Source organism: Micromonospora sp. HM5-17, from assembly GCF_003762835.1.
Lineage (GTDB): Bacteria > Actinomycetota > Actinomycetes > Mycobacteriales > Micromonosporaceae > Plantactinospora.
Window position 1 is genome coordinate 87,655 of sequence record NZ_RJWA01000001.1, and the last position, 23,133, is coordinate 110,787.

Below are 23,133 nucleotides of genomic sequence, written 5' to 3' on the forward strand. Positions count from 1 at the left end.
ATGCTCACCGCCATCACCTTCCTCCCGCTAGCGGTTGCCGCCGCCGTGCTGCTCCTGTCCCGCTCCGCGGCGGACCGGTTGTTCGTCTGGATCTGGATCGTCACCGCCACGGTCGACCTGGCCCTGGTGGTCGTCGTGTGGACGGTGTTCGACCCTGGCGGCGGGGTGGCGTTCGAGCAGGCCGTGGCTTGGATTCCGCAGGCAGGGGTCGGCTACCACGTCGGCGTGGACGGACTGTCCCTGCCGCTGGTCGCGGTGACCTGCGTGTTGTTCCTCGCGGTCGCCGTCTACTCGCTGCGCGAGACCCGGCGGGTCAGGAGCTACGTCGCGGTGTTCCTGTTCCTGCAGACCGTCTGCATCGGAGTGTTCGTCGCACTCGACCTGATCCTGTTCTTCCTCTTCTTCGACCTCGCGATCGTCGCGATGTTCTTCGTCATCGCCGGATGGGGTCATGGTCGCAGGGCCCGGGCTGCGGCGTTGAAGTTCTTCCTCTACACGTTCACCGGCTCCCTCGCCCTGCTGCTCGGGTTCATCGGCCTGGCCCTGGCCGCCCAGCCGCACACCTTCGACATCGTCGCCCTCACCGACGCCAACCCGGTCGCCGGCCGCGACGGCTATGCCGCGCTGGTGCTGCTCGCGATCGGCGTCGGGTTGGCGATCAAAACCCCGACCGTACCGGTGCACACCTGGCTGCCGCCCGCCCACACCGACGCACCCGCCGCCGGATCCGCGATCCTCGCCGGGGTGCTGCTGAAGATGGGCACCTACGGTTTCGTCCGCATCGCGATGCCGATCCTGCCGGGCGCTTGGCGCCGCTACGCCATCGTGTTGGTGGTCGTCGGCGTGATCTCGGTGATCTACGGCGGCCTCGTGGCGCTGGCGCAGACCGACTTCAAACGTATGATCGCCTACACGTCGGTTAATCACCTGGGCTACGTCGTGCTGGCCGTCGGCGCGGCCGGAACCCTGGCCGGCAGCGACGGGCAGGCGCGCCAGCTCGCGGTCACCGGAGCGGTCACTCAGATGGTCAGCCACGGGCTCCTCACCGGCGCGCTGTTCCTGCTGGCCGGCGTGCTCTACGCCCGCCGCCGCCGCTACGACATGAGTGCCTTCTCCGGCCTCGCCGCCAAGACACCTCTGTTCGCCGGCGTCACCGCGGTGGCCGCGTTCGGCAGCCTCGGCATACCGGGACTGAGTGGGTTCATCGCCGAGTTCCAGATACTCACCGGCAGCCTCGCCACCCAACCGGTCGCGACCGGGATCGCCCTGCTCGGCATCCTGATCACCGCCGCCCTACTCGTCTGGGCGCTGCAGCGGGTCTTCCTCGGCCCGCTGCGGATACCCGACGCGCCGGGCGCCGCCGCCGCGTTTCCCGACCTGCACCCCTCGGAACTGGTGGCGATCGTCGCGCTGCTGGCCCTGGCCCTGGCCATCGGCGTCGCGCCGAGGTTCCTCCTCGACGTGATCGAGCCCGCCAGCCGGACCCTCGTCGACCTGGTCGCCAGGTGAACCAGAACGTCGCCGCGCTCATCCCCGAGGCCGCCCTGGCCGCCGCCGCCGTGATCGGACTGGTCGCCGGGTCGTGGCTGCCCCGCCGCCGGCAATGGGCCGTCCGCGCACTGCTCGCCGGAGCGTGCCTGATCGGGCTCGCCGCGACCACCGTCAGCATCGCCGCCGACCGACCCGAGCTGGTGTTCGAGAACGCCTTCGCCATCGACGCGGCCACCAACGCCGGCCGCCTGATCGTGTTCGCGGCCCTGCTGCTCGTCATCTGCCTGTCGATCGACACCGTCCACGCGCACAAGCGGGAGAGCGAGTTCTACGTCCTGCTCGCCCTCTCCGCCACCGGAGTCCTCGCCCTGGTCGGCGCCAACGACCTGCTCATGCTCTTCGCCGGCTACATGCTCACCAGCGTCCCCACCTACGGCCTGGTCGGGTTCGCCAAAGACCACCTCGCCACCGAGGCGGCCCTCAAGTACTACCTGATCGGCGCCCTGCTGAGCGTACTCATGCTGGCCGGCGTCACCCTGCTCTACGCCGCCGGCCACACCACCGGCTACAGCGAATTACGTCCTGCCCTCGCCGACGCCCCTACTCCGCTGGCCGCGCTCGGCATCCTCGGCGTGTACGCCGGGCTGCTGTTCAAGATCGGAGGCGTTCCGGCGCAGTTCTGGGTGCCCGATGCCGTCGACGGCACGCCACCGCCGGTCGCCGCCTACCTGACCACGCTGCCGAAGATCGGTGGCCTGATCGCCGCCTACCGCGTGGCTCACCAGGCACTGCCGGCCAGCCCGGTGAACTGGCCCCTGCTCGCTGCCGTGCTCGCGGCGGCGTCCATGACCCTGGGCAACCTGGCCGCGTTCCACCAAACCTCCGTCAAACGGCTACTCGGCTACTCCACCATCAGCCAGGTCGGCTACCTGCTCATCGCCGTCGCGGTGGCCACGCGCAGCGGCCTGGCCCAGCAGAGCCTGCTGTTCTACCTGGCCGCCTACACCGTCACCAACCTCGGCGCGTTCGCCGTCGTCGCCCACCTACCCCACGCCTCACGCATCGACGATTACCGGGGCCTCGCCCACCGCCGCCCGCTGCTGGCAGCCGTGCTCGTCGTCTGTCTCCTCGGCCTGGTCGGCACCCCGCCGACCGCGGTGTTCGTCGGCAAGCTCGAAGTCTTCACCGCCGCGATCGACGGCGGCTACGGCTGGCTCGCTGCCCTGGCAGTCGCCAACACCATCGCCTCACTGTTCTACTACCTGCGCTGGCTCGTCCCCGCGTTCCAGCCCGCCCCGGACGATCGGCTCGCCGACCCGCTGACACCCGCCGGCCCCTGGTCAGCGCTGGCCGCCTACACGGCCGGTGCCGGAGCGCTCGTGCTCGGCCTGATCAGCGGACTCGCCCTGCCGCTGGCGGCCGGGCCACTTCGCTGACCGGACCGTGGCCCGTACCCGGTGTCGACAGGAATGGGAACCTTCACCGGTACGCGTGACTGGACACGCCGCGCTCCGTCGCGCCGCTTGCGGGGAGGCCGGTTGAGTGGACCGGCCTCCCCGGACCGCTGGACCCCACCGCGATGTCCGGCTGCCGTGGCCGGTCAAGGCGGCAGGCTGGTGTACTCAGGCGGAGTAGCCGCGGGTGCCGATCCAGTTGGCCATGTTGATCGTGCTCATCCAGTAGGTGGCGGGACCGAACAACCCCGACGAGTCCGACACCTTCACCATGCGCCCGTCATCGCTGTAGCCGACCAGGGCGATGTAGTGGCCGCCCGGGAAGTCGTGCCACACGCCGTCGGCGTCCGCCGCGCCGCCGACGCTGTTCGCCACGACGGCATAGCCGTTGCTGATCGCCCGCACGACATCGGCCTGGAGTCGATCCATCTGTGCCGGCGTCGCATCCGAGCCGGGGATCATCGTCGTACGGTACACGTCGGCGCCGACCATGTCATTCAACACCCGGGTGGTGTCCTCGGCCGAGTCGGTGCCGTTGACCGTGGTCCGCAGCCCCTTGGCGAGCTCATCCTGACTCACGTCGATGCCGCGAGCGCTCAGGGCGTTACGCACCGCGGCGGGCCCGCAGTAGTAGAAGTTGGGCTGGTACTCGAACGAGGCGTCGAGGACCTTCTCGGCCGGAGCGTCCGGCGTGGCCGGCTGCGACGGGCTCTCCTCAGGCGTCGCCGCGCTGGCGTCGGGGCTGGCCGGCGCCTCGGTGTCCGGGTCGGGCGCGATCGCACCCGTGACGAGCGATTCCGAGGTGGCCCGGGCTACCCCCGGAGCCGCCGGCTGATTCAGCAGAGCACCAGCAGTCGCGGCTGCCGCAGCTACCGCCACCGCGGCAGACAACAGACCCACCTTGTGGACCCTACGCAGCGCACCGGGTCGAAACGGATTACGAGTTCGTTCTTCAGTCATCACGGTACCTCAGTTCGTTTGATGGCAGATCGATGCAGTCGCCCCTTAAAAGGACGGGACGCCGTCACCGGGCCCTGAGCCCGGCCGCAAGACGACTCCCGAAGGCGCGCAATCTGCCGTTCGGCGACAGACGCACGCAGGGACTGTCCCTCTAGGAGGTCGTGCGGGGTCTGATACACGCGTCCGGCCAGGTGCCGCCACCGGGGCGACTTCGGGCCAGTGGCGTATCTCTATCTGTCCAGGAAGCGAAATGACCGACGAGAACGGGTCATGCTCCGTCGCATGCGTATGTCTCCTTCCCGTTTCGCCGACCGGGTTAGCTGACGGGTTCGGGCGGGAAAGATGGTTTGCCCTACCGTGGCTGATGGTTGTAGGTCCACGGATTCACCCCGAGGTGCGATGGGTCCCCGGCTCGCTGGTCGCGATTAGGCGAGCCCGACTCGGCGTCATCGGATTAGATGACTAACAACCGAATCGGACGCGACGACGCTACGAGCCGTCTCCTCGGTTGCCAAGCGCCGACAGCGACGGTGTGACCAATTGCATTCACTTCCGCTGCATGACGCGCCCTCACTTGGGGAAACCGGACAGCGGTTCAGAAACGTGACGGGCGTGAACTGTCGGCGGATTGTTGCGAGGCGTGTCGATTCGAGTCGCCCAACAGGGGTAACGTCTTCGGATCGGCGATTCCGGACGGAGACTCCCGCCACGAAGTACCACAGGTTCCGCGCCTGAAATCCGCCCGCCCCCCAGGGAGACTTGGCCAACCGCGACCACCCTTCCCCCGTTTCCGCCTACGATTTCTCAGGTGACCGCCTTCCGTTTGGTTGCTGTTGCGTTAGGCGCTGTGCTCGTTGTGCCGAGTGCGGCGATCCTGCCGGAAACATCGGCGATGGCCGCGCCGTTCGTGCCCTGCCCATCTGTCGAGCCGACGGCGCCTCGACCTGCCACCCCGTCGCCGCCGGCGGTCGACCCGGCCCGGCTGTCGATCGGCGGGGAGGCACTGGCGACCTCGGGTCTGGCCATCCCGCCCGGTGCACCGGTGGCGCCGGCAGTGACGGCCACCTCGTGGGTCGTGGCCGACCTCAACCGTGGTTCCGTCCTGGGCGGATGCGGCCCACACGAGAATCGGACGCCGGCCAGCGTGCAGAAGCTCCTGTTGGCGGCGGCTCTCATGCCCCGTCTCGACCCGGCGCAGACCGTCGAGGTGACCCGGGCGGACCTGGAGGATCTCGACCCGGCCAGCTCGGTGATGGGGGTGGTCGAGGGCGGTCGGTACTCGATCGAGAGCTTGTGGTTGGGGCTTCTGCTGAAGTCGGGCAACGACGCGGCCAACGTCCTGGCACGCATCGGCGGCGGGTCCGCCGGCAGGCCGGGCGGGGTCCAGGCGATGAACGACGAAGCGGGTCGGCTGCACGCGAACCAGACCCACGCCGCCACGCCCTCAGGGCTCGACGGCCCCGGCCAGTTCACCAGCGCGTACGACCTCGCACTGATCGCGCGGGCAACCTTCGCCCGCGAGGACTTCCGGCGGTATATGGCGACCAGGGTGGCGGAGGTACCGGCACAGCCGGGAAAGCCGGCCTTCCAGATCGTCAACGACAACACGCTGTTGGACCGGTATCCCGGCATGCTGGGCGGAAAGACGGGATTCACGCAGCTTGCCCGGCAGACCTACGTTGGTGTGGCCGAACGCGACGGCCGACGCCTCGCGGTGACCCTGCTCGGCGCGGAGACCGCGCCGCTGGGGAGCCTGGGTGAGGCGATAGCCCTACTCGACTGGGGCTTCGCTCTCCCTCCCGAGGCGACCGTCGGCCACCTGGTCACGCCCGCAGACGAGCACTCATCCTCGCAAGCCCCGCTGTGGATCGGTCTCGGCGTTGGCCTACCGCTGCTGGCCCTGATCGTGGCGGCTGTGTGGTGGTGGAGCCGCGCACGTCGAAGAGTCGGTGCCGCAATTGACGGTCAACGGTCCTAGGCCATCGGAGAGACGATCGCGAGCTGGTGGGTTCGACCGCCTCCGGCTACCGCCACCGTGACGGCGCGTTGAGGTTCATCGCGGTCCGCGTCAACGGCTCGCGACGCTGGCGTCGGCCTTACCGGACTCGACGCGAGCCCGCCCCGCGACCAGAACGAGGCCCAGCACCATCAGCAGATGGGCGACCTCCCGCGACGGGTGGACTCGGCCTTGTGTCAGGTCCACCAGACTCGCGGCGAGCATCAGCCCGGTGAAGGTCGCCAGCACCGGGAGCAGGCCCGCGGCGTTTCGCGGTCGGGCCGCGGCCCAGACGAACGCCACGCCGAGAGCGAGGTTGAACGCCGCACTCTCGTGCGCCAAGTGGCCGAGCGCCGCGCCGTGAACCCGTTCGCCGCTCGTGTCGGGATCGAGCACGAGCAGCGCCAGCGCTCCCCATCCACCCTGGGCGAGGCCGACCACGGCCAAGCCCCACCGCAGCAGCCGGCCATGCCGTCGCCGTGTCTGCGGCATCTGGCCGATGATCCGCTCGGCGAGGTCCGGTGCCGACAGCACAGGTGTCACGCGTGCCAGCCGTGTGAGGTGCGCGGCCTCGTCGTACCAGCGTCGGCAAGCCGCACACTGCTGTAGGTGCGACTCCACCTCGTTGTCCCGATCGGGTTCGAGTTCACCGTCCAGCGACGCGGATATCAGCTCACGGTACTTTGCACAGTCCAAACGTGGAACGTAGCACGACCTACCGTCCTGTCGCCGTCCTCGATGCGTTGGACAGCCTGCCGGCGAATTGACCGTCCCGTACCCGTCTAACGAGCGTGCCGATCCCGCGGACCGTTCTCTGGCCGCGGAACCGGGAAGGGGTTGTGGATCGGCCTCGATGAGGCTATCGACCCGCGTGAGGGACGCAGCCGTCGCGCCAAGTAGCGAGTGTCTGCCGTCGGTCATGAATTCCGTCGGTGTCGGCACCGGCTGGCGGCTTCCACACCGCCACCGCCTTCCGCTGATGGCCGCGACCCCACACGGTGCTGGTTCGGCAGAACGAGGAACCAACATGAAGCCGTGCCATTTTGAGGATCGGGAGACGCCGAACGGAGGGCAACGCATCGACCGAAAACGTGAGCCCATTGATCATGAGCGAGGCTCTACGGGCGCGGGCGGTAGCTACCCGTCACTCCGGCCGTGGTCAGGATAAGGAGGTATGACCGGCTCGCGAACGACCTGCCCAGGCTGACCACGGTCTCCCCACCACTCCGGTTTCCTCAGCAACAGGTGTGGGGAAGGCCACACAATCACGGTGGGTAACCCCGGTACCTCCTACCTAGCCTCGTCGCATGCGTGACGACGCCCCCCTCAACGACCGCCATGCCCTCGATGACACAGCTGACCGTTCGGACGATGTGGTATCCGCCGACCAGAATGGCGGCCACCCCGCGCCGGTTCCGGCCCGCCGCTCCGGGCTCACGATCCGGTCTGCCCACTCCCGCTTTCTTCGTAACCCTTTCTCGGGCCGGAGCGGCCGGACACGGCTGGTGGCAGCAGCGGGCGCGGTATGTGCCCTCGGCCTCATAGGCTGGGCGCAGATCGGCATCGGCAGCACCCCCGGCGATGCCCCTGCACCCGACTTGCGGGAGGAGATCGCCCAGCGGGCCGAGCCAGACGCCGCCTCTCGCGGGAAGTCCTCCCGGTCCGCCAGCCCGACCACCCAGGCGCCCTCGGCGGACACCTCCCCGCCGCCGGCTCGAAAAGCCAAGCCGAAACCGAAGTCAAAGCCGAAGCCGATCACGCCGGTAGCCGGGCTGGACAAGGCCCAGATGGGCAACGCGGTGACGATCGTCCGAACGGGCCAGGAGATGCGGGTGCCGCACCGGGCGCTGGTCATCGCCGTGGCCACCGCCATGCAAGAGAGCAACCTCTACAACTACGCCAGCGGGGTACTACCCGAGTCACAGAATTACCCGCACCAGGCCATCGGGTGGGACCACGACTCGGTCGGTCTCTTCCAACAGCGGCCCAGCACCGGCTGGGGCCCGGTGCGGGACCTGATGAGCCCCAGGTTCGCCACCCGGCAGTTCCTGACCGCGTTGCAGAAGATCCCTGGCTGGCAGGACCTTCCACTGACCGTCGCCGCCCAGGCGGTACAGGTCTCGGCGTATCCGGGCCTGTACGCCCAGCATGAGTGGCAACTCGGCGACCGGTCAGCCCTGACCGGCGGCTTCTCCGCCGCCTTCGCCGCAGCGGGGAGCACTGCTCGCCGCGGTCACCCTGCGCACCACCCAGCTCACGGCGACGGAACCCAGCAGTACCGGGCCCTCCAACGCCGCGATCCGTAAGGCCACCATCTGAGACGGACACCCGGACGAGGGGTGGTCGGGCCGAGCGGCCAACCACCCCTCGTCCGCGTGCGGTGCGCGTGACGGCGGCACGCGTCGCGCCGGCGTCAACGGTTCACCTCGCGGTAGGTGCCGGGCCTGACTGGCGAGGCAACGGCCTGCCGCCCTCAGGCCCCACCCGATTCCTTTGATCAGAGGCGCACGGCCTCGTAGCCGGTTTCCTCCAGGATGTCGATGATGGCGGTGTCGGTAACCCGCCCGTCTGCCGTCACGGTAACCTGACCGGTTGCGAGTTCCACATCGACAACGCTGACGCCGTCCAGCTTGCTCAGCTGGGTCCGGACCTTGTCGGCGCAGCCATTGCAGGTCATGCCAGTGACCTTGTACGTGCTGGTGCCCACGGTCGCCCCCATTCTTCTAATACCCCCGATGGGTATTGGACGCAGGTAACGTATGCCAGAACAACCCGACGAACAACCCCCACCCCCTAGGGGTACCTTCCTCGACAACGTCCGCAGTTCGCCCCCTCCCCGAGTCGTTGTCACTGCACATCTCCGAGTTCGCGGTCACCGGCCAGGCGACCGCGGCGACGGCAGCACGAATGGGCCCACCTGAAGCTATACCGGTACAGGGTAGGCGTATATGGGTTGTCGTGCCCGGGCGAGATTACTGGCAGGAGGAGAGGCAGTTGGACCGGATCGGGATATCGCGCGCTGGCCACACCGGGTGTTCGGAGATGTCCTTATCCGGGTCGAGCACTGGGCGAATGCCAATGATCAGGGCGCGGTGGCCGCGCGTAACCTGCTGGCCGGACCCGAGAACGCCGAACCCTTCACCGACGTACCGTCGTTCGCCACGCATGTGCACGGAGCGCGGATCCAGGTCGCCGGCCTGCCGCATCTAGCCGACGAGGCGAGGCTCGTCACGGGCGCCCTCGAGGACGATCGTTTCGCCGTCGGTCTCTCCAGGGCTGGTGTGCTGGTCGGCGCGGTGGCGGTGAACTCGCCCAAGGACCTGATCCTGCTCAGGCGTGGGATCATCTCACGCAGCTCGGCGGAGGCGAGCCATCCATGCCTCTCCGCTGCCCGCCCCGGCAATAGCAGCGAGTGAGCCAGAGGTGGGCGAGGCCCACCCACAGTCGGGTTCTCTGTAACGGAGACAGGTCGGTTCGTTCGTCGGCCCGGCCGAGGCCGGGCCGACGAACGAAAGTGGGATGAGCGGCGGCCCGGCATGCCGAGACGGCACGCCGGGCCGGCTCACTTACTTACTGTTGAGCAGGTTCTGCATCTGGCCGATCTCGGCGGTCTGGTCCGCCTTGACCTTCTCCGCGAGGTTCTTCGCGGCCGGGTTCTGGCCCTGTTCCAGTTCGGTGGTGGCCATCTGCACCGCGCCCTGGTGGTGACGGATCATCATCTCCAGGAACGTGCGGTCGAACTCGGGACCGCTGGCCTTTTCCAGGGTGGCCATGTCCTGGTCGCTCATCATTCCCGACATGCCGCCGCCGGGAGCGCCGCCGTGCATGTCGTGCCCACCAGTGGACGGGGACGCCGTTGCCGCACCCCAGTCCCGCAGCCACGTCGTCATCTGGTCGATTTCCGGCTGCTGGGCTGCCTTGATCTTGGCGGCGAGGTCCTTGACCTGCGGGTCGCTGGCCCGGCTCTCCGCCAGCTCGGCCATCTCGACGGCCTGCTGGTGGTGCGGGATCATGCCCTGGGCGAAGGTGATGTCCGCCTGGTTGTGGTCTGCGGTCGCGGCCGGCGCGCTGGTCGCGGTGGCGGCGGGCTGGTCTGCGGTGTGGCCGCTGCCGTGTGAGCTGCCGCCGCAACCCGCGGCGAGTGCGACGGTCGCGATGGCGGCTGCCGCCAGTGCGGAAGAGCGAACGATGGGTCGGTTGATGCGCATGGGTTATCGACTCCCTGTTTGTCGCTGAAAGAATCACGGCAAGATGCCCGCGTTCACCCGCCCGTGGCCGGGGTGGCGGGCCGGGAGTCGGCCTAGACGCGCCAGATAGACAGTTCGGTTAGCGAAGGTGGGCCGCAGCCGCTGCCGCCTGCCGCCTCCTGCGCCGCCGTCTGCGGCGAGAGCACGATGACCAACGGGGGCGGCGCGACAGGCATCGGCGCGAGAGCCGGTGGCGACGCGACGGGTCCGTAGCCGGGCGGGGTGAGTTGGCACACCTGACCGGGGTGCCCGTGTGGCAGGTTCGGGCACTCGACGTCACCTGGCGGGCAGTCGGTACCTGGTCCGGCGGTCACCGCGCTGGGGTCATCAAGTTCGCCGAGGAGATGATGCGCCGACTCGGCCGACGTCGCGGCCCGTGAATGGTGATGTTCGCCCGTCGCCGGAGTGCCGACGAGTTGATGCATGAAGATCAACCCGACAAGGCCCGCAACGATGGCGAGCACGCGGATCACCGTACGTGATCGGCGGAGCTGGTCGCGGGCGGCACCTGTCATCAACCTCATCGTAGCCGCCTGCGAGATCAGGGGAGGCGGGCTTGGGCCAGCAGGGCCCTCCCGCCACTCCCGCTGGCGGTAACGGAAGCGGCCGGCAGCGCCTTCCGCCGAACGGCCGCGTGATCCGCCACATGGCCGGCCCACCTTGCGGATATACCCCCGAGGGGTATAGTTCGCACGAGGAGGTGACTGAGAATGCGACAACACTCGCACACGACGCGAACGGGTACCGAGGCGGCGCACCGGGACGACAGAGCCGACGCTGGAACTTCCAGCCAAGCCGTCGATCAGTCCCAGGGTGGCGATCACAAGCACCATGCGGACCACGCGGGTGCGGCCGGTCACGGCGGTGCTCACCAGGGTCACGACAAGCACGCCGGGCACGACCCGGAGCTGTTCCGCCGCAAGTTCTGGCTGAGTCTCGCCCTCACCGTGCCGATCGTGGTCACCAGCCACATGGTGATGGACTGGTTCGGCTACCGCCTGGACTTTCCCGGCATGTCCTGGCTCGGCCCGGTGCTCGGGTCGGTGGTGTTCTGGTACGGCGGATGGCCGTTCCTGGCCGGCGGCGTACGGGAGCTACGCGACCGCGCGCCCGGGATGATGCTGCTGATCTCGATGGCGATCACCGTCGCCTACGTCGCCTCGCTGGCGACCAGCCTCGGTGCCTTCGACCTCGACTTCTGGTGGGAACTGGCCGCCCTGGTCACCATCATGCTGCTCGGCCACTGGCAGGAGATGAAGGCCATCGGGCAGGCCCGGGGGGCGCTGGCCGCGCTGGCCGCACTGCTGCCCGACGACGCCGAACGGCTGACCGACGACGGTCAGGTACGACGCGTGTCGGTCGCGGACCTGACCGTGGGCGATGTGGTGCTGGTCCGGTCCGGCGCCCGGGTTCCGGCCGATGGGCGGATCGTCGACGGCGAGGCGGAGCTGGACGAGTCGATGATCACCGGTGAGTCCCGTCCGGTACGCCGGGTGGTCGGGGACCGGGTGGTCGCCGGCACGGTGGCGACCGACTCGGCGATCCGGGTCCGGGTCGAGGCGGTGGGCGAGGACACCGCGCTGGCCGGCATCCAACGCCTGGTCGCGCAGGCCCAGGCCGCCGGCGGTCGGGCGCAGGTGCTCGCCGACCGGTTCGCCGCGCTGCTGTTCTACGTCGCGATGGTCGCCGCCGTGCTGACCTTCGCGGCCTGGTGGGCATTCGGCGACGTCGACCAGTCCGTGGTCCGTACCGTGACGGTGCTCGTGATCGCCTGCCCGCACGCGCTCGGTCTGGCCATCCCGTTGGTGATCTCCCTGTCGACCACGGTGGCGGCGAAGGCCGGCATCCTGGTCAAGGACCGGCTCGCGCTGGAACGGATGCGCACCGTGCGGGCGGTGCTGTTCGACAAGACCGGCACCCTGACCAAGGGCGCGCACACCGTCACCGGCGTCACCGCCGCACCCGGTAGCAGCGACGACGAGGTGCTCCGGTTGGCCGGCGCGGTGGAGGCCGACAGCGAACACCCCCTCGCCAGGGCGATCGTGGCCGCTGCCGCCCGCGTCGAGCGCGCCGCCGCGACGGACTTCCGGTCGCTGACCGGCCGGGGCGTGCAGGCCACCGTCGACGGCACCCGGTACGCCGTCGGCGGGCCGGCCCTGCTGCGCGAACTCGACGCCCAGGTCCCGGACGAGATCGCCGCCACGACGCGGGCGTGGGTACGCCGCGGCGCGGCGGTGCTGCACCTGCTCCGGCTGGCCGACGGGCGTCCCGAGGTGCTCGGGGCGCTGGGACTGGAGGACGAGATCCGCCCCGAGGCCCGGCAGGCGATCGCGCAACTACGCGAGCAGGGAGTGGACAAGATCGTGATGATCACCGGGGACGCCCGGGGTGTTGCCGACGCGGTCGCCTCCGATCTCGGCTTCCGCCCCGGGGTGGACGAGGTGTTCGCGGAGGTGCTGCCGGCGGACAAGGACAAGGCGGTCGCCGACCTCCAGTCCCGGGGCCTGACGGTGGCGATGGTCGGTGACGGGGTCAACGACGCTCCGGCGCTGGCCCGGGCCGACGTCGGTATCGCGATCGGCGCCGGCACCGACGTGGCGATCGAGTCGGCCGGTGTCGTCCTCGCCTCCTCCGACCCCCGGGGAGTCACCGGCGTGATCCGGCTGTCGAAGGCGTCGTACCGCAAGATGCTGCAGAACCTCGGCTGGGCAGCCGGCTACAACATCATCGCGATCCCCCTCGCGGCCGGGGTCCTGGCCTGGGCGGGCCTGACGTTGAGTCCGGCCGTGGGAGCGGTGCTCATGTCCGCCTCCACCATCGTGGTCGCGCTCAACGCCCAACTGCTCCGCCGGGTACGCCTCACCCCGGAACAGCAGCAGCGGTAACCGAAAGGGTGTGGGTCGGGCCGCTCCGGCCGGGCCCACACCAGCGCGCCGAGGGGCCTGGCCAGCTTGATACCCCCTGGGGGTAGGGGTATGGTGGGCCTGTGAGCGTCAGAGCGGCGCTCTCGACTACCCCCCGGAGGTGGCGATTGCCGCGCCCTCGGGACGAGACCAGAGGAGATCCCCATGCAGACGACCTACACCGTGTCCGGCATGACCTGCAACCACTGCGTCAACTCAGTGCAGACCGAGGTGAGCCAACTCCCCGGCGTGACGGAGGTGCGGGTCGACCTGGCCAGCGGCGCCGTCACGGTCACCAGCGATACCCCGCTGGACGAGGCGGCGGTCCGCGCCGCCGTGGACGAGGCGGGCTACGAACTCATCAGCTGACATTCGAAGACAGGACAGGGCGGCACAGCATGAAAACGCCGATCAAGGTGGGTGGCTACGCGGCGGGGCTGGCGGCGATCTTCGTCGCCGCCTTGGGCGTCGGCGGGGTGGTCGGCCCCGACAGCCGACCCGCCCCCGAGGGTCACGACACCGGACACGGCAGCGACAGCCAGGGCACCGGCACGGCGGACGGCGCCGAGGAGGTTCCGGGTGGGCTTCAGGTGGCCCAGGACGGCTATCGGCTCGTGCCGGTCACCACCAGCCTGAACCCCGGCACCACATCCGAGTTCACCTTCCGGGTGACCGGACCGGACGGTCGTCCGGTCACCGACTACACCCCGACCCACGACAAGGACCTGCATCTGATCGTGGTACGCCGCGACCTGTCCGGGTTCCAGCACCTGCACCCGCAGGTGGCCGGCGACGGTACCTGGACGACGCCGCTTGCGATCGGAGCGGCTGGACAGTACCGGATCTTCGCCGACTTCCAGCCGGCCGCCCGCGCCGAGCCGCTGACGCTCGGTGTCGACGTGCCCGCGCCGGGTGCCTACAAGCCGCGTCCGTTGCCGGCTCCCGCGCGTACCGCGGTGGTGGACGGCTACACCGTCACCCTCGCCGGTGACCTGGTGCCGGGGACGGACTCGAAGCTCACCCTGAGCGTGTCCAAGGACGGTCGACCGGTCACCGACCTGCAGCCCTACCTCGCCGCGTACGGGCACCTGGTGGCGCTACGCGACGGCGACCTGGCCTACCTGCACGTGCACCCCGAAGGAACGCCGGGCGATGGGCGTACCGCGGCGGGCCCGGACATCACCTTCTACGCGCGGGTGCCCTCGGCCGGCGCCTACCGGTTGTTCCTGGACTTCCAGCACGCCGGGACCGTCCGCACCGCCGAGTTCACCGCGCACGCCGGCGACGTGGCCACCACCGCGGCGCCCACGTCGCCGCAGCCAACGCCCAGCCCGTCCGGTGGGCACGGCACCGGTCACACCCACAACTGAGCGACACCCGCACGGAGGAGCGCACCAGATGACATCCGGCCGACCCCTGCCCATGGCCACAAACCAGATCGAGCTGGCGATCGGTGGCATGACCTGCGCCTCCTGCGCCGCCCGGATCGAGAAGAAACTCAACCGTCTCGACGGGGTGACCGCGACGGTCAACTACGCCACCGAGAAGGCCAGCGTCACCGTCGACGACCCTGCGGTCACCGCCCAGGATCTGATCGCGACGGTGGAGAAGACCGGGTACACCGCCGAGCTACCCAAGCCGCCACAGCCGACCGGCGACGATCGGGACGTGCGGGGCGAACCCCCCGACGAGCTGTTCACGCTGCGTATCCGGCTGTGGGTGTCGCTGGTGCTGACCGTGCCGGTGATCGCCCTGGCCATGGTGCCGGCGTGGCAGTTCACCAACTGGCAGTGGCTGTCGCTCACCCTCGCCGCCCCCGTCGTCGTCTACGGCGGCCTGCCGTTCCACCGGGCCGCCTGGGTCAACCTGCGGCACGGTGCCGCGACCATGGACACCCTGGTGTCGATGGGCACCCTCGCCGCGTTCGGCTGGTCGCTGTGGGCCCTGTTCTTCGGCACCGCCGGCGAACCCGGGATGACCCACCCGTTCAGCCTCGACATCGGCCGAAGCGACGGCGTCGGCAACATCTACCTGGAGGCCGCTTCCGGGGTCACCCTCTTCATCCTGGCCGGCCGGTACTTCGAGGCCCGCGCCAAGCGCCGAGCCAGCGCGGCGCTGCGCGCCCTGCTGCACCTGGGCGCCAAGGACGTCGCGGTGCTGCGCGACGGCGCCGAGGTCCGTATCCCGGTCGACCAACTCGCGGTCGGGGACCGGTTCGTCGTCCGCCCCGGGGAGAAGATCGCCACCGACGGCGTGATCGAGGACGGCGTCTCCGCGGTCGACGCCAGCATGCTCACCGGCGAGTCCGTACCGGTCGAGGTCACCGCCGGAGACACAGTGGTCGGCGCGACCGTCAACGCTGGCGGCCGACTGATCGTACGGGCCACCCGGGTCGGCGCCGACACCCAACTCGCGCAGATGGCGAAGCTGGTCGAGCAGGCGCAGACCGGCAAAGCACAGGTGCAGCGCCTCGCCGACCGGATCTCCGGCGTCTTCGTACCGATCGTCATCGCCCTCGCCGTCGCCACCCTGGGCTACTGGATCGGCACCGGCAACGGCCTCACGGCGGCCTTCACCGCCGCGGTCGCGGTCCTGATCATCGCCTGCCCCTGCGCCCTCGGCCTGGCCACCCCGACCGCCCTGCTGGTCGGCACCGGCCGCGGTGCCCAGCTCGGCATCCTCATCAAGGGCCCCGAAGTGCTCGAGTCCACCCGGACCGTCGACACCGTCGTCCTGGACAAGACCGGCACCGTCACCACCGGCCGGATGAGCCTGCTCGACGCCATCGCCGCCGACGGACAGGACGCCAACGAGGTACTCCGGCTCGCTGGCGCGGTCGAGGCCGGCTCCGAACACCCGATCGCCCAGGCCGTCACGGCCGGCGCCACCAGCAGGGTCGGGCCGCTACCGCAGGTGACCGGGTTCGCCAACACCGAAGGGCTCGGCGTCATCGGCACTGTCGACGGCCGGCAGATCGTGGTCGGGCGTGAGCGGCTGATGCGCGAACACGGGCTGGACCTGCCCGAAGAGCTGCGCCAGGCGCTCGCCGACGCCGAGGCGAAGGGACGCACGGCGGTCCTCGCCGGCTGGGCCGGGCAGGTACGGGCGGTGCTCGTGGTCGCCGACACGGTCAAACCGACCAGCCGGCAGGCCGTCGCCGCGTTGCGGGCGCTCGGCCTGACCCCGGTCCTGCTTACCGGCGACAACACCACCGTGGCCCGCGCCGTGGCGGCGGAGGTGGGCATCGACGAGGTCATCGCGGAGGTGTTGCCGGCGGACAAGGTCGACGTCGTCAAGCGGCTCCAAGCCGAGGGCAAGGTCGTGGCGATGGTCGGCGACGGCGTCAACGACGCCGCCGCTCTCGCGCGGGCCGACCTCGGCCTGGCCATGGGCACCGGTACCGACGTGGCAATCGAGGCCTCCGACCTCACCCTGGTCCGAGGCGACCTGATGGCCGCCGTCGACGCGATACGACTCTCCCGACGCACCCTGGCCACCATCAAGGGCAACCTGTTCTGGGCCTTCGCCTACAACATCGCCGCCCTCCCGTTGGCCGCCGCCGGCATGCTCAACCCGATGATCGCCGGCGCCGCGATGGCGTTCTCGTCGGTCTTCGTCGTGTCCAACAGCCTGCGACTGCGCGGCTTCAAACCCATCCGCCAGCCGTAACAGCACTGGATCGGCCGCCGGACCCCGCCGTGAAACGGGATCCGGCGGCCGAACCCTTGCCGAACGCTGCCGCGCGCCGGCCAAGTGCCCGGTGCGTCAGACCAGATTCGGCACGTAGAACCAGGTGAACGGCTCCCACGGCAGGTTACGCAGCACGACCGCGTAGACCAGAAAACCAATGCCGTAGCCCCAGAGCACCCACTGCGGTACCCGCCACACCCGCATCCGCCCGCCGAAGGCGGAAACCGTCCACGCGAGCAACGCGTACAGCGCGTACGGCACCGCGAGCAGCGCGGCCAGGTGATGCCGGCCCGCCTGCACCAGATCGCCGTGCAACAGGTACCAGACCATACGGGTACCGCCACAGCCCGGCCCGTCAATGCCGAAGACGGCGTGCCACAGACACGGCCCGGTCGGGTCCGCGACCCGGTCTGTCGGGTCGAACGCCAGCACGTACGACACCGCGCCAGCGAGTGTGGCCCAGACGGTAACCGGCGCCCACCAACCGGACCACGGTCGGCGGATCGATACAGCCGGCGCCTCCGGGGGTAGTGGTGCAGTCACGGTGCCTCCAACCGGGCGGGATAGCCAGCGGCGGTGATCGCCGCCGCCAGCACCTCGGGATCCGCGTCAGCCCGGTCGACATCGACAACGGTGCGACCCGCCCGCACCGACGTCTGCGACCTGCGTACCCCCGGCAGTTCCTCGACTCTCTCGTCGATCAACATTCCGCAGCTTCCGCAGTGCATCCCGCTGACCCGGAACGTGAACGTTGTAACGTCAGACATCAGAAGACCTCTCCGGTCAGGAAATGGTGAGCCGGCCGGTGTACATGCCCATGCCGCAGGAGTAGTCCAGCCGACCCGGTTTGAGCACACCCAGGTCGATGGCCGTGTCCCCATCGGCCGGCAGAATCCACTGCCTGCCCAGCGACGGGATCACGAACGCCCGCACGCAGCCCTGCGCATCCTGGGCACGCACCACCAACCGGGTCGGCACCCCGGCCCGGACCGCGATGTTGCCCGGCCGGTACTCCCCCGTCACGGCGGTGACGACAACCAACTGCACACCCGTCGCGTCGACAGACACCGGCGGAGCGTCGTGCGGAGCCGCGGCGGCGGTAACCGGCGCCGGCCCGAACCCCGCCGCCTCGGCAATCCGGGACGCGGCAAGCGGCGACCCGGACAGCTCCAAACCCCCGTTGAGCGTGTACAGCCCCAACGCCACCACCACCAACCCGGTCGCCGTAGCCAGCCGACCCCGCCACGCGCCAGCGGCCCGCCGCGCGAGGTAACCCAGGACGACGAACAGCGGCGAAGTGCCGACCACGAACACCGCCATCGTCGCCGCACCCGCCCACGCCGACCCGGACGCCAACGCCAGCGCCTCCACCGACAACGTCACCCCACACGGCACGAGCACACTCACCAGACCCAACACCGCTGGCGCGAACGCCGACGACGAGCGGGCCCGACCTCGCACGAACCGCGACCACGACGCCGGCGGCTCGATCACCAACCCGCGGAGCCCAGGCACGCCCAACTGCGCCAGACCGAACACGACGACCAGCACACCCGCGCCGATCTGCGTCATGGTCCGGACCCCGACGGACAACTGCACGGCTCCGCCGAGCGCACCCAGCAGGGCACCGAGTAGCACGTGAGACACCAACTTGCCGGCCAGGAACGAACCCACCGGGGCCAGGTCGTCGGCCAGCCGCACCTGCCACGGCACGCCGCCCGACGCGGAGCCACCTTCGGCTGGACCGCGGCCAGCAGCGGTCGACTCCCGCTGACGCATCACCAGCCCGGCCAGCAGACCCCCCTGAACCGCCGCACACGAGACACCGCCAGCGAACAAACCGGTCACCAGAACAGGAACAAGATTCATCACCACAAGGCTTTCTACGCAATTGAAGAAGTCGACAAACGGCGGCGCACCGGCCGCCACGAAGGCTCGACAGGCCAACCGGGTCACCGGCCAGCCTGGAACATCGAAGACAGACTTCTCCTATAAGCGCAGCACGCACAACCGGAACAGAGCCGGCGCCACCATGCCGAGCACCACCGGCACCGCCCGGGGCGGGTCCCCCGACGCGGTGCCCGGCAGCCGTCGAATCGCCAGCCCGGCCAACATCACGCCCGCGACAGCCGACAACAGGAACAGGCAGGCACCGGCCACCACGCTGGCGCCGCCGTGATCATGTTCGCCCGGCGGGACAGGCGCCGCCAACACCTCGTCCAGCGAGGCGGCCGCCATGGGTGCGACGTCACCGCCCTCGCTCATGTGATGGGCGGTTCCGGTCACGCCCAGCGGTCCTGCCCCGCACTGCACCCCATGCAGCAACATCACACCCAGCAGCACGCCGGCGACCAATAGCCAGCGCAGCACGCGACGGGAAGATGCTCCCTGGGTGGCGAAGCCCACCGCGCCAGCCTACGACACAACGTCCGTCGCCCAACCCAGGGTCAATGAGCCGAATTGGCACTCCAGCCGTAGCTGCTGGACTCGCTGTCTTCGCTGGTAGTGGGCTCTCCTGGCCCGACAAACGGCAGAAGTAGCGCCACCATGGTCATCAATGAGTGATGGTCGAGGGCCGGGACGGTGGTGATCAGGTGGCCAGGATACGGCGACCCTCGCCTAGGGCGAGACGACGCGCCCGGCCGATTCTGGGAACCGGATAACCGTTCTTCACGACTCTCACCGTGGGCGTAGGCCACATCCTGCTGTGACTCAGCGCCCGTGTCGCCGAGGAGCAGGGCGTCGACCACGGCGTTCTCGTGGCGGGGGCGAGGCGTCGCACCACACCCAGGCAGGTATAGTTTCCGGTCGACCAATGCCCGCCTGTGCCGGCTGCCTGGGCCAGGAATGCGCGGTTCTCGGTCCGCCCAACCGTGCCGGAGTACCGGCGTTGCGCCGCGGTGGCCTTGTGCGCGGGCTTCCGTAGCCGGGCGGGTGGCGGATGATGGTGACTGTTGCCCGGTTCTCATGGTCGGGCGCCTTCCTTTGTCGGCGAACTGACCGGCGGAGTGGTTCGTTCCTCCGGTGTGGTGAGGTTTCCGCGGCGGTCGAGCCGCCAGACCGCGGCTGCGCAGGCAAGCCCGGTGCCGGTCAGGACGGTCCAGGGCAGAGCGGGAAGCCCGGCGTTGTCCCCGGCATCGAGGGCGACGCCGGTCAGGAGGTTCCCTACGGCGATGCCAAGCCCGGACAGGGTGTTGTAGAGGCCGTAGTACGTGCCGACCATCCGCCCGTCGGCGAGGGCGACGATCGTGGCCATCTCGAACGGGTAGACGATCATCGTGGCGAGGGTCAGCAGAACCGTGCTGGTGAGCACCGGCGCCAACGCGATCACGTACGTCCACCACCGGTATGAGTCCTCCGCCCGCCCCGGTGTTGGCGCTGGCGTGATCGCGGCGATGGCCAGCGGTACGAACGCTACGGCCAGCAACACCAGCCCGTGGGTGATGGCGCGAGGCGGTCTCCATCGCGATCTGACCCAGGCGGTGACCCGCACCTGCCCGAGGATGGTCAACAGGCCCGACACGGCGAAGAGGATCGTGACTCCGGCCTCGCCGCCTGTCGCTTTCCGTACCTCGATCGGGAGGCCGAGATAGACCTGGAAGTTCAGGACGTAGGAGCCGATCATGGCAAGGGAGAACAGCAGGAAAGGACGGTTGTTCAGCGCTTGGCGCCAGTCGCCGAGCATTGTCCGCCCGGACTGCTCAGCCTCGGCGCCGCGTTCGGGTAACGCGCGGGCCTGCAGCGCGAACAGGACGAGGAACAGCAGCGCGGCGACAAGGCACACCCAGCGGAAGTCGATCCTGATCAGGACCAGGCCGAGCAGTGGGCCGACGAGGATCCCCGCCTGGTAGAAGAGGTTGAACAGGGCAAACGCCTCGACGTTCCGGTCGCCGGCCTGCTCGGCGAGGTAGGCGCGTACGGCCGGGTTGAACAACGCTCCGGCCAGCCCGGTCAAGGCGGAGGCCAGAATCAGCGCGGGTAGGGACTCGACGACGGCGAGGAGACCGAAGCCGACCACCCGCAGCGCCAGACCAGCCAGGATCATCGGCTTGTAGCCGATCCGGTCGGCCAGGCTGCCGCCGATGAGGAACATGCCCTGCTGGCTGAGATTGCGTATCCCGAGGATGAGGCCGACCATCCAGGCGGCCATGCCGAGGCCGCCGGCCAGATAGCCGGCCAGGTACGGCATCAGCATGTAGAACCCGATGTTGATCGTCAGCTGGTTCACCAGCAGCAGTCGGACGGGCCGGTCGAACGACCTGAGCTGGAGCATGGTGGATCTCATGAGCACTCCCCGGAGCTGCCGGTGGGGTCGACGATCGTGGCGCAGCGACTCCACCGGACCACCTCGCGCTCGGTGGGATCGGCCAGGTCGTCGGGATCATGGGCGGGTGGCCTGCCGAGCAGATCGTGCCGCCGGCAGTAGCTGTCGCTGTAGATGGTGTCGGCGTAGCGTTGCGGCCCGTCCGGGAAGATCGCCACGATACGGCTGTCGTCGGGCAACGTGCGTGCCAACCACGACGAGACCAAGGCAACCGCGCCGACACTCCAGCCGCCGGTGATGAACCGAGCGGCGGCGAGCTGCCGGCACACCCACACCGCCTCCGCGGCGGCGACCCAGTGCACCTCGCTGAACGCCGCGTAGTCCACGTTACGGGGGTAGATGCTGCTACCGAGTCCTCTCATCAGTCGCGGCCGTGCGGGCTGCCCGAAGATGGTGGAGCCGACGGTGTCCACACCGACCAGACGCAGGCGGGGAAAGAACTGACGAAGGCCCCGGGCCACGCCCGCGCTGTGTCCCCCGGTGCCGACGCTGCAGACCAGCACGTCGACGCGGCCGAGCTGGCCGGCCAGCTCCAGGGCCAGGCCGGTGTACGCCTCGACGGTGTCGGGGTTGTGGTATTGGTCCGGGCAGAACGCCTCGGGATGCCGGTGGGCGAGCGCGGCCACCTCGTCCCGACGTGCCTGCTGCCAGCCGCCGCTGGGATGAGGCCGCTCGACCACTACGACCCGGGCGCCGTACGCGGTCAGCAGATTACGCATCACCGGCTCCATGCCGGGGTCGGTGACCAGGATGACCGGATGTCCGTAGACGACACCCGCCAGCGCCAGCCCGAGCCCGAGCGTCCCGGAGGTCGACTCGATGATCGGCGCTCCGGGCGCGAGTTGGCCGCGCTCCCGCGCCCGGCGGACCAGGTGAAGGCCAACGCGGTCCTTGATACCGCCAGGATTGTGGCCCTCCAATTTCGCCCAGAAGCCCCGCTCGGAGTGCCGATAGACATCCGGGGTCCACACCACCGGCGTGTTACCGACGAGTTGGGCGAGGAACTGGCAGGTCGGGCCGGAAACAAGCTGATTCGGGGCAGGCAGAAAGGTCGCCTGCGACAGGGTCGAATGCGTCATCATGTGACTCCATTTCGTTTCGAACGTGGGGCCAACCCGGGCGCGCAGCGTCAGCGGCGCCGCTCAACGGACGGCCGGAGACAAGCGGAGCCGCCACGCAACGGACCTCACTCGCGACCGAACTGGACGCGGCGGCCGGCCCGTTGGGCGGCAAATGTGAAAGTCGGGGACGGGCCTGCGCCATGAGCCGGCCCGAGGTCCGATCACGTCCTACTGACGCAGCACAACAAAAGCAAGGCGCGGCCCGCCATCACCGAGGCGGCGGCAGCGACGCTGGTGGCATCGGGCCGGGGGCAGCCGCCGGCGGCTGCCGGAGGCGGCGCCGGCCAGCCACCGGCCAGGCCCGAAACCGTGGAAGAACGCTCGCACGTATGGTCATGCGTCGTCGCATGCAGGGCCGACGGCGAACGCGACAGCGACGTCACACGATGGTTCGGCGCGTCAACGGTGGAGGGCACCAGCGCGGCCGAGCCGGGCGGGGCGCTGCTGGCCGCGACTGCGGTATGTGATCGGCCTTCGGGTTCGTGAAGTCCATCTGCCGCCGACGGGCAGAGCAGGACGGCGAGCGCCAGCGCGAATCTCAGCGCGGACAGGCGCCTGGATGAAGTCCTGACCACACACTTCACCCTGCCCAGCACGGAATTATCCTACATTCCGCATGTCTTGTGACTTTATCTGACACTTGACTATCTTTGCCTCGTTTATTGAGGTCTTCTCAACTCAGGCAGGCGATGCTCATTGCACGGGAGATCTGCCTCGCGACCAGCTTGTCGGACCCCTTCCCGTGAAGAGCGACTGACGGTGACCGAGACCATGGTCCGCTCGACAGTCGAGGCCGGATGGGATTCCCGGCAGCCCCTCGCCGAGGGGCGGGATCTCGCCAAGCAGGTCACCCTAGAGCTGGGCTTCGATCGAAGCCGGTCCGGCGAACTCGACCTGGTTGCGGTCTGGACAAGGACCTCCAGACCAGACCTTCTTCCTCTCTCGAT

Annotated in this window: 20 protein-coding genes and 1 riboswitch; of the genes, 9 read left to right on the top strand and 11 right to left on the bottom strand. The window is 69.4% G+C overall.

The features are described 5' to 3' along the window. Together EF879_RS00440 and EF879_RS00445 are read left to right on the top strand one after the other, a co-directional pair. Positions 1-1,509, top strand: coding sequence for a NuoM family protein (locus EF879_RS00440; RefSeq protein WP_123553587.1), 1,509 nt, complete (start codon positions 1-3; stop codon positions 1,507-1,509). Beyond that, complete coding sequence (locus EF879_RS00445) at positions 1,506-2,927, top strand: NADH-quinone oxidoreductase subunit N (RefSeq protein ID WP_123553589.1); 1,422 nt, start codon at positions 1,506-1,508, stop codon at positions 2,925-2,927. The genes EF879_RS00440 and EF879_RS00445 overlap by 4 nt, the downstream gene beginning before the upstream one ends. Before the next feature lie 186 nt (positions 2,928-3,113). Here the strand turns inward: EF879_RS00445 and EF879_RS00450 are convergent, their stop codons facing one another. Further along, complete coding sequence (locus EF879_RS00450) at positions 3,114-3,905, bottom strand: C39 family peptidase (RefSeq protein ID WP_123553591.1); 792 nt, start codon at positions 3,903-3,905, stop codon at positions 3,114-3,116. Between the two features lie 290 nt (positions 3,906-4,195). Then, a riboswitch (cyclic di-AMP (ydaO/yuaA leader) is annotated at positions 4,196-4,347 on the bottom strand. 405 nt (positions 4,348-4,752) lie between these two features. On the opposite strand from EF879_RS00450, the gene EF879_RS00455 reads away from it, so the two are divergent. Beyond that, positions 4,753-5,883 carry a D-alanyl-D-alanine carboxypeptidase family protein gene (locus tag EF879_RS00455; protein WP_370375426.1) on the top strand — a complete coding sequence of 377 codons (1,131 nt, stop codon included), beginning with the start codon at positions 4,753-4,755 and terminating at the stop codon, positions 5,881-5,883. A gap of 90 nt (positions 5,884-5,973) precedes the next feature. On the opposite strand, the gene EF879_RS28455 is transcribed toward EF879_RS00455, so the two are convergent. After that, positions 5,974-7,002, bottom strand: coding sequence for a zf-HC2 domain-containing protein (locus tag EF879_RS28455; protein ID WP_123553595.1), 1,029 nt, complete (start codon positions 7,000-7,002; stop codon positions 5,974-5,976). Positions 7,003-7,208: 206 nt separating this feature from the next. Between EF879_RS28455 and EF879_RS00465 the strand changes: the two genes are divergently transcribed. Further along, positions 7,209-8,207 (top strand): peptidase M23, encoded by a 999-nt coding sequence (locus EF879_RS00465; protein ID WP_233604136.1) that lies wholly within the window; start codon positions 7,209-7,211, stop codon positions 8,205-8,207. A 191-nt stretch (positions 8,208-8,398) separates the two neighbouring features. On the opposite strand, the gene EF879_RS00470 is transcribed toward EF879_RS00465, so the two are convergent. Further along, positions 8,399-8,608, bottom strand: a complete 210-nt coding sequence (locus EF879_RS00470; protein ID WP_123555144.1) for a heavy-metal-associated domain-containing protein — start codon at positions 8,606-8,608, stop codon at positions 8,399-8,401. A gap of 325 nt (positions 8,609-8,933) precedes the next feature. On the opposite strand from EF879_RS00470, the gene EF879_RS00475 reads away from it, so the two are divergent. Then, complete coding sequence (locus tag EF879_RS00475; protein WP_199736086.1) at positions 8,934-9,317, top strand: oxidoreductase C-terminal domain-containing protein; 384 nt, start codon at positions 8,934-8,936, stop codon at positions 9,315-9,317. A gap of 150 nt (positions 9,318-9,467) precedes the next feature. On the opposite strand, the gene EF879_RS00480 is transcribed toward EF879_RS00475, so the two are convergent. Both EF879_RS00480 and EF879_RS26900 read right to left on the bottom strand, forming a co-directional pair. Further along, on the bottom strand, positions 9,468-10,109 hold the full coding sequence (locus EF879_RS00480) for a DUF305 domain-containing protein (RefSeq protein ID WP_123553599.1): 642 nt from the start codon (positions 10,107-10,109) through the stop codon (positions 9,468-9,470). Between the two features lie 92 nt (positions 10,110-10,201). Continuing rightward, positions 10,202-10,663: a DUF6153 family protein gene (locus EF879_RS26900; protein ID WP_148086323.1), complete on the bottom strand. Its 462-nt coding sequence runs from the start codon at positions 10,661-10,663 to the stop codon at positions 10,202-10,204. Between the two features lie 195 nt (positions 10,664-10,858). On the opposite strand from EF879_RS26900, the gene EF879_RS00485 reads away from it, so the two are divergent. The 4 genes from EF879_RS00485 (at position 10,859) to EF879_RS00500 (ending at position 16,720) form a co-directional block, all read left to right on the top strand. Then, entirely contained in the window at positions 10,859-13,033 is a 2,175-nt protein-coding gene (locus EF879_RS00485) for a heavy metal translocating P-type ATPase (protein ID WP_123553601.1), read from the top strand. 183 nt (positions 13,034-13,216) lie between these two features. Continuing rightward, entirely contained in the window at positions 13,217-13,420 is a 204-nt protein-coding gene (locus EF879_RS00490) for a heavy-metal-associated domain-containing protein (RefSeq protein ID WP_123553603.1), read from the top strand. A 29-nt stretch (positions 13,421-13,449) separates the two neighbouring features. Beyond that, positions 13,450-14,421: a hypothetical protein gene (locus EF879_RS00495; protein WP_123553605.1), complete on the top strand. Its 972-nt coding sequence runs from the start codon at positions 13,450-13,452 to the stop codon at positions 14,419-14,421. Positions 14,422-14,449: 28 nt separating this feature from the next. Beyond that, positions 14,450-16,720: a cation-translocating P-type ATPase gene (locus EF879_RS00500; protein ID WP_123553607.1), complete on the top strand. Its 2,271-nt coding sequence runs from the start codon at positions 14,450-14,452 to the stop codon at positions 16,718-16,720. A gap of 96 nt (positions 16,721-16,816) precedes the next feature. On the opposite strand, the gene EF879_RS00505 is transcribed toward EF879_RS00500, so the two are convergent. The 6 genes from EF879_RS00505 to EF879_RS00530 all read right to left on the bottom strand — a co-directional run bounded on the left by EF879_RS00505 (position 16,817) and on the right by EF879_RS00530 (position 22,147). After that, positions 16,817-17,182, bottom strand: coding sequence for a DUF2752 domain-containing protein (locus EF879_RS00505; protein WP_233604137.1), 366 nt, complete (start codon positions 17,180-17,182; stop codon positions 16,817-16,819). A gap of 98 nt (positions 17,183-17,280) precedes the next feature. Then, positions 17,281-17,508: a heavy-metal-associated domain-containing protein gene (locus tag EF879_RS00510; RefSeq protein WP_123553608.1), complete on the bottom strand. Its 228-nt coding sequence runs from the start codon at positions 17,506-17,508 to the stop codon at positions 17,281-17,283. Positions 17,509-17,524: 16 nt separating this feature from the next. Continuing rightward, the gene (locus EF879_RS00515; RefSeq protein WP_233604138.1) at positions 17,525-18,697 is read right to left on the bottom strand and encodes a sulfite exporter TauE/SafE family protein; all 1,173 of its coding nucleotides are present in this window, start codon (positions 18,695-18,697) and stop codon (positions 17,525-17,527) included. Between the two features lie 33 nt (positions 18,698-18,730). Beyond that, positions 18,731-19,147: a hypothetical protein gene (locus tag EF879_RS00520; protein ID WP_148086324.1), complete on the bottom strand. Its 417-nt coding sequence runs from the start codon at positions 19,145-19,147 to the stop codon at positions 18,731-18,733. A gap of 559 nt (positions 19,148-19,706) precedes the next feature. Continuing rightward, on the bottom strand, positions 19,707-21,026 hold the full coding sequence (locus EF879_RS00525; RefSeq protein WP_123553613.1) for an MFS transporter: 1,320 nt from the start codon (positions 21,024-21,026) through the stop codon (positions 19,707-19,709). Beyond that, complete coding sequence (locus EF879_RS00530; protein WP_305036029.1) at positions 21,023-22,147, bottom strand: PLP-dependent cysteine synthase family protein; 1,125 nt, start codon at positions 22,145-22,147, stop codon at positions 21,023-21,025. Before EF879_RS00530 ends, EF879_RS00525 begins: the two co-directional genes overlap by 4 nt. Between the last annotated feature and the right edge of the window lie 986 nt (positions 22,148-23,133).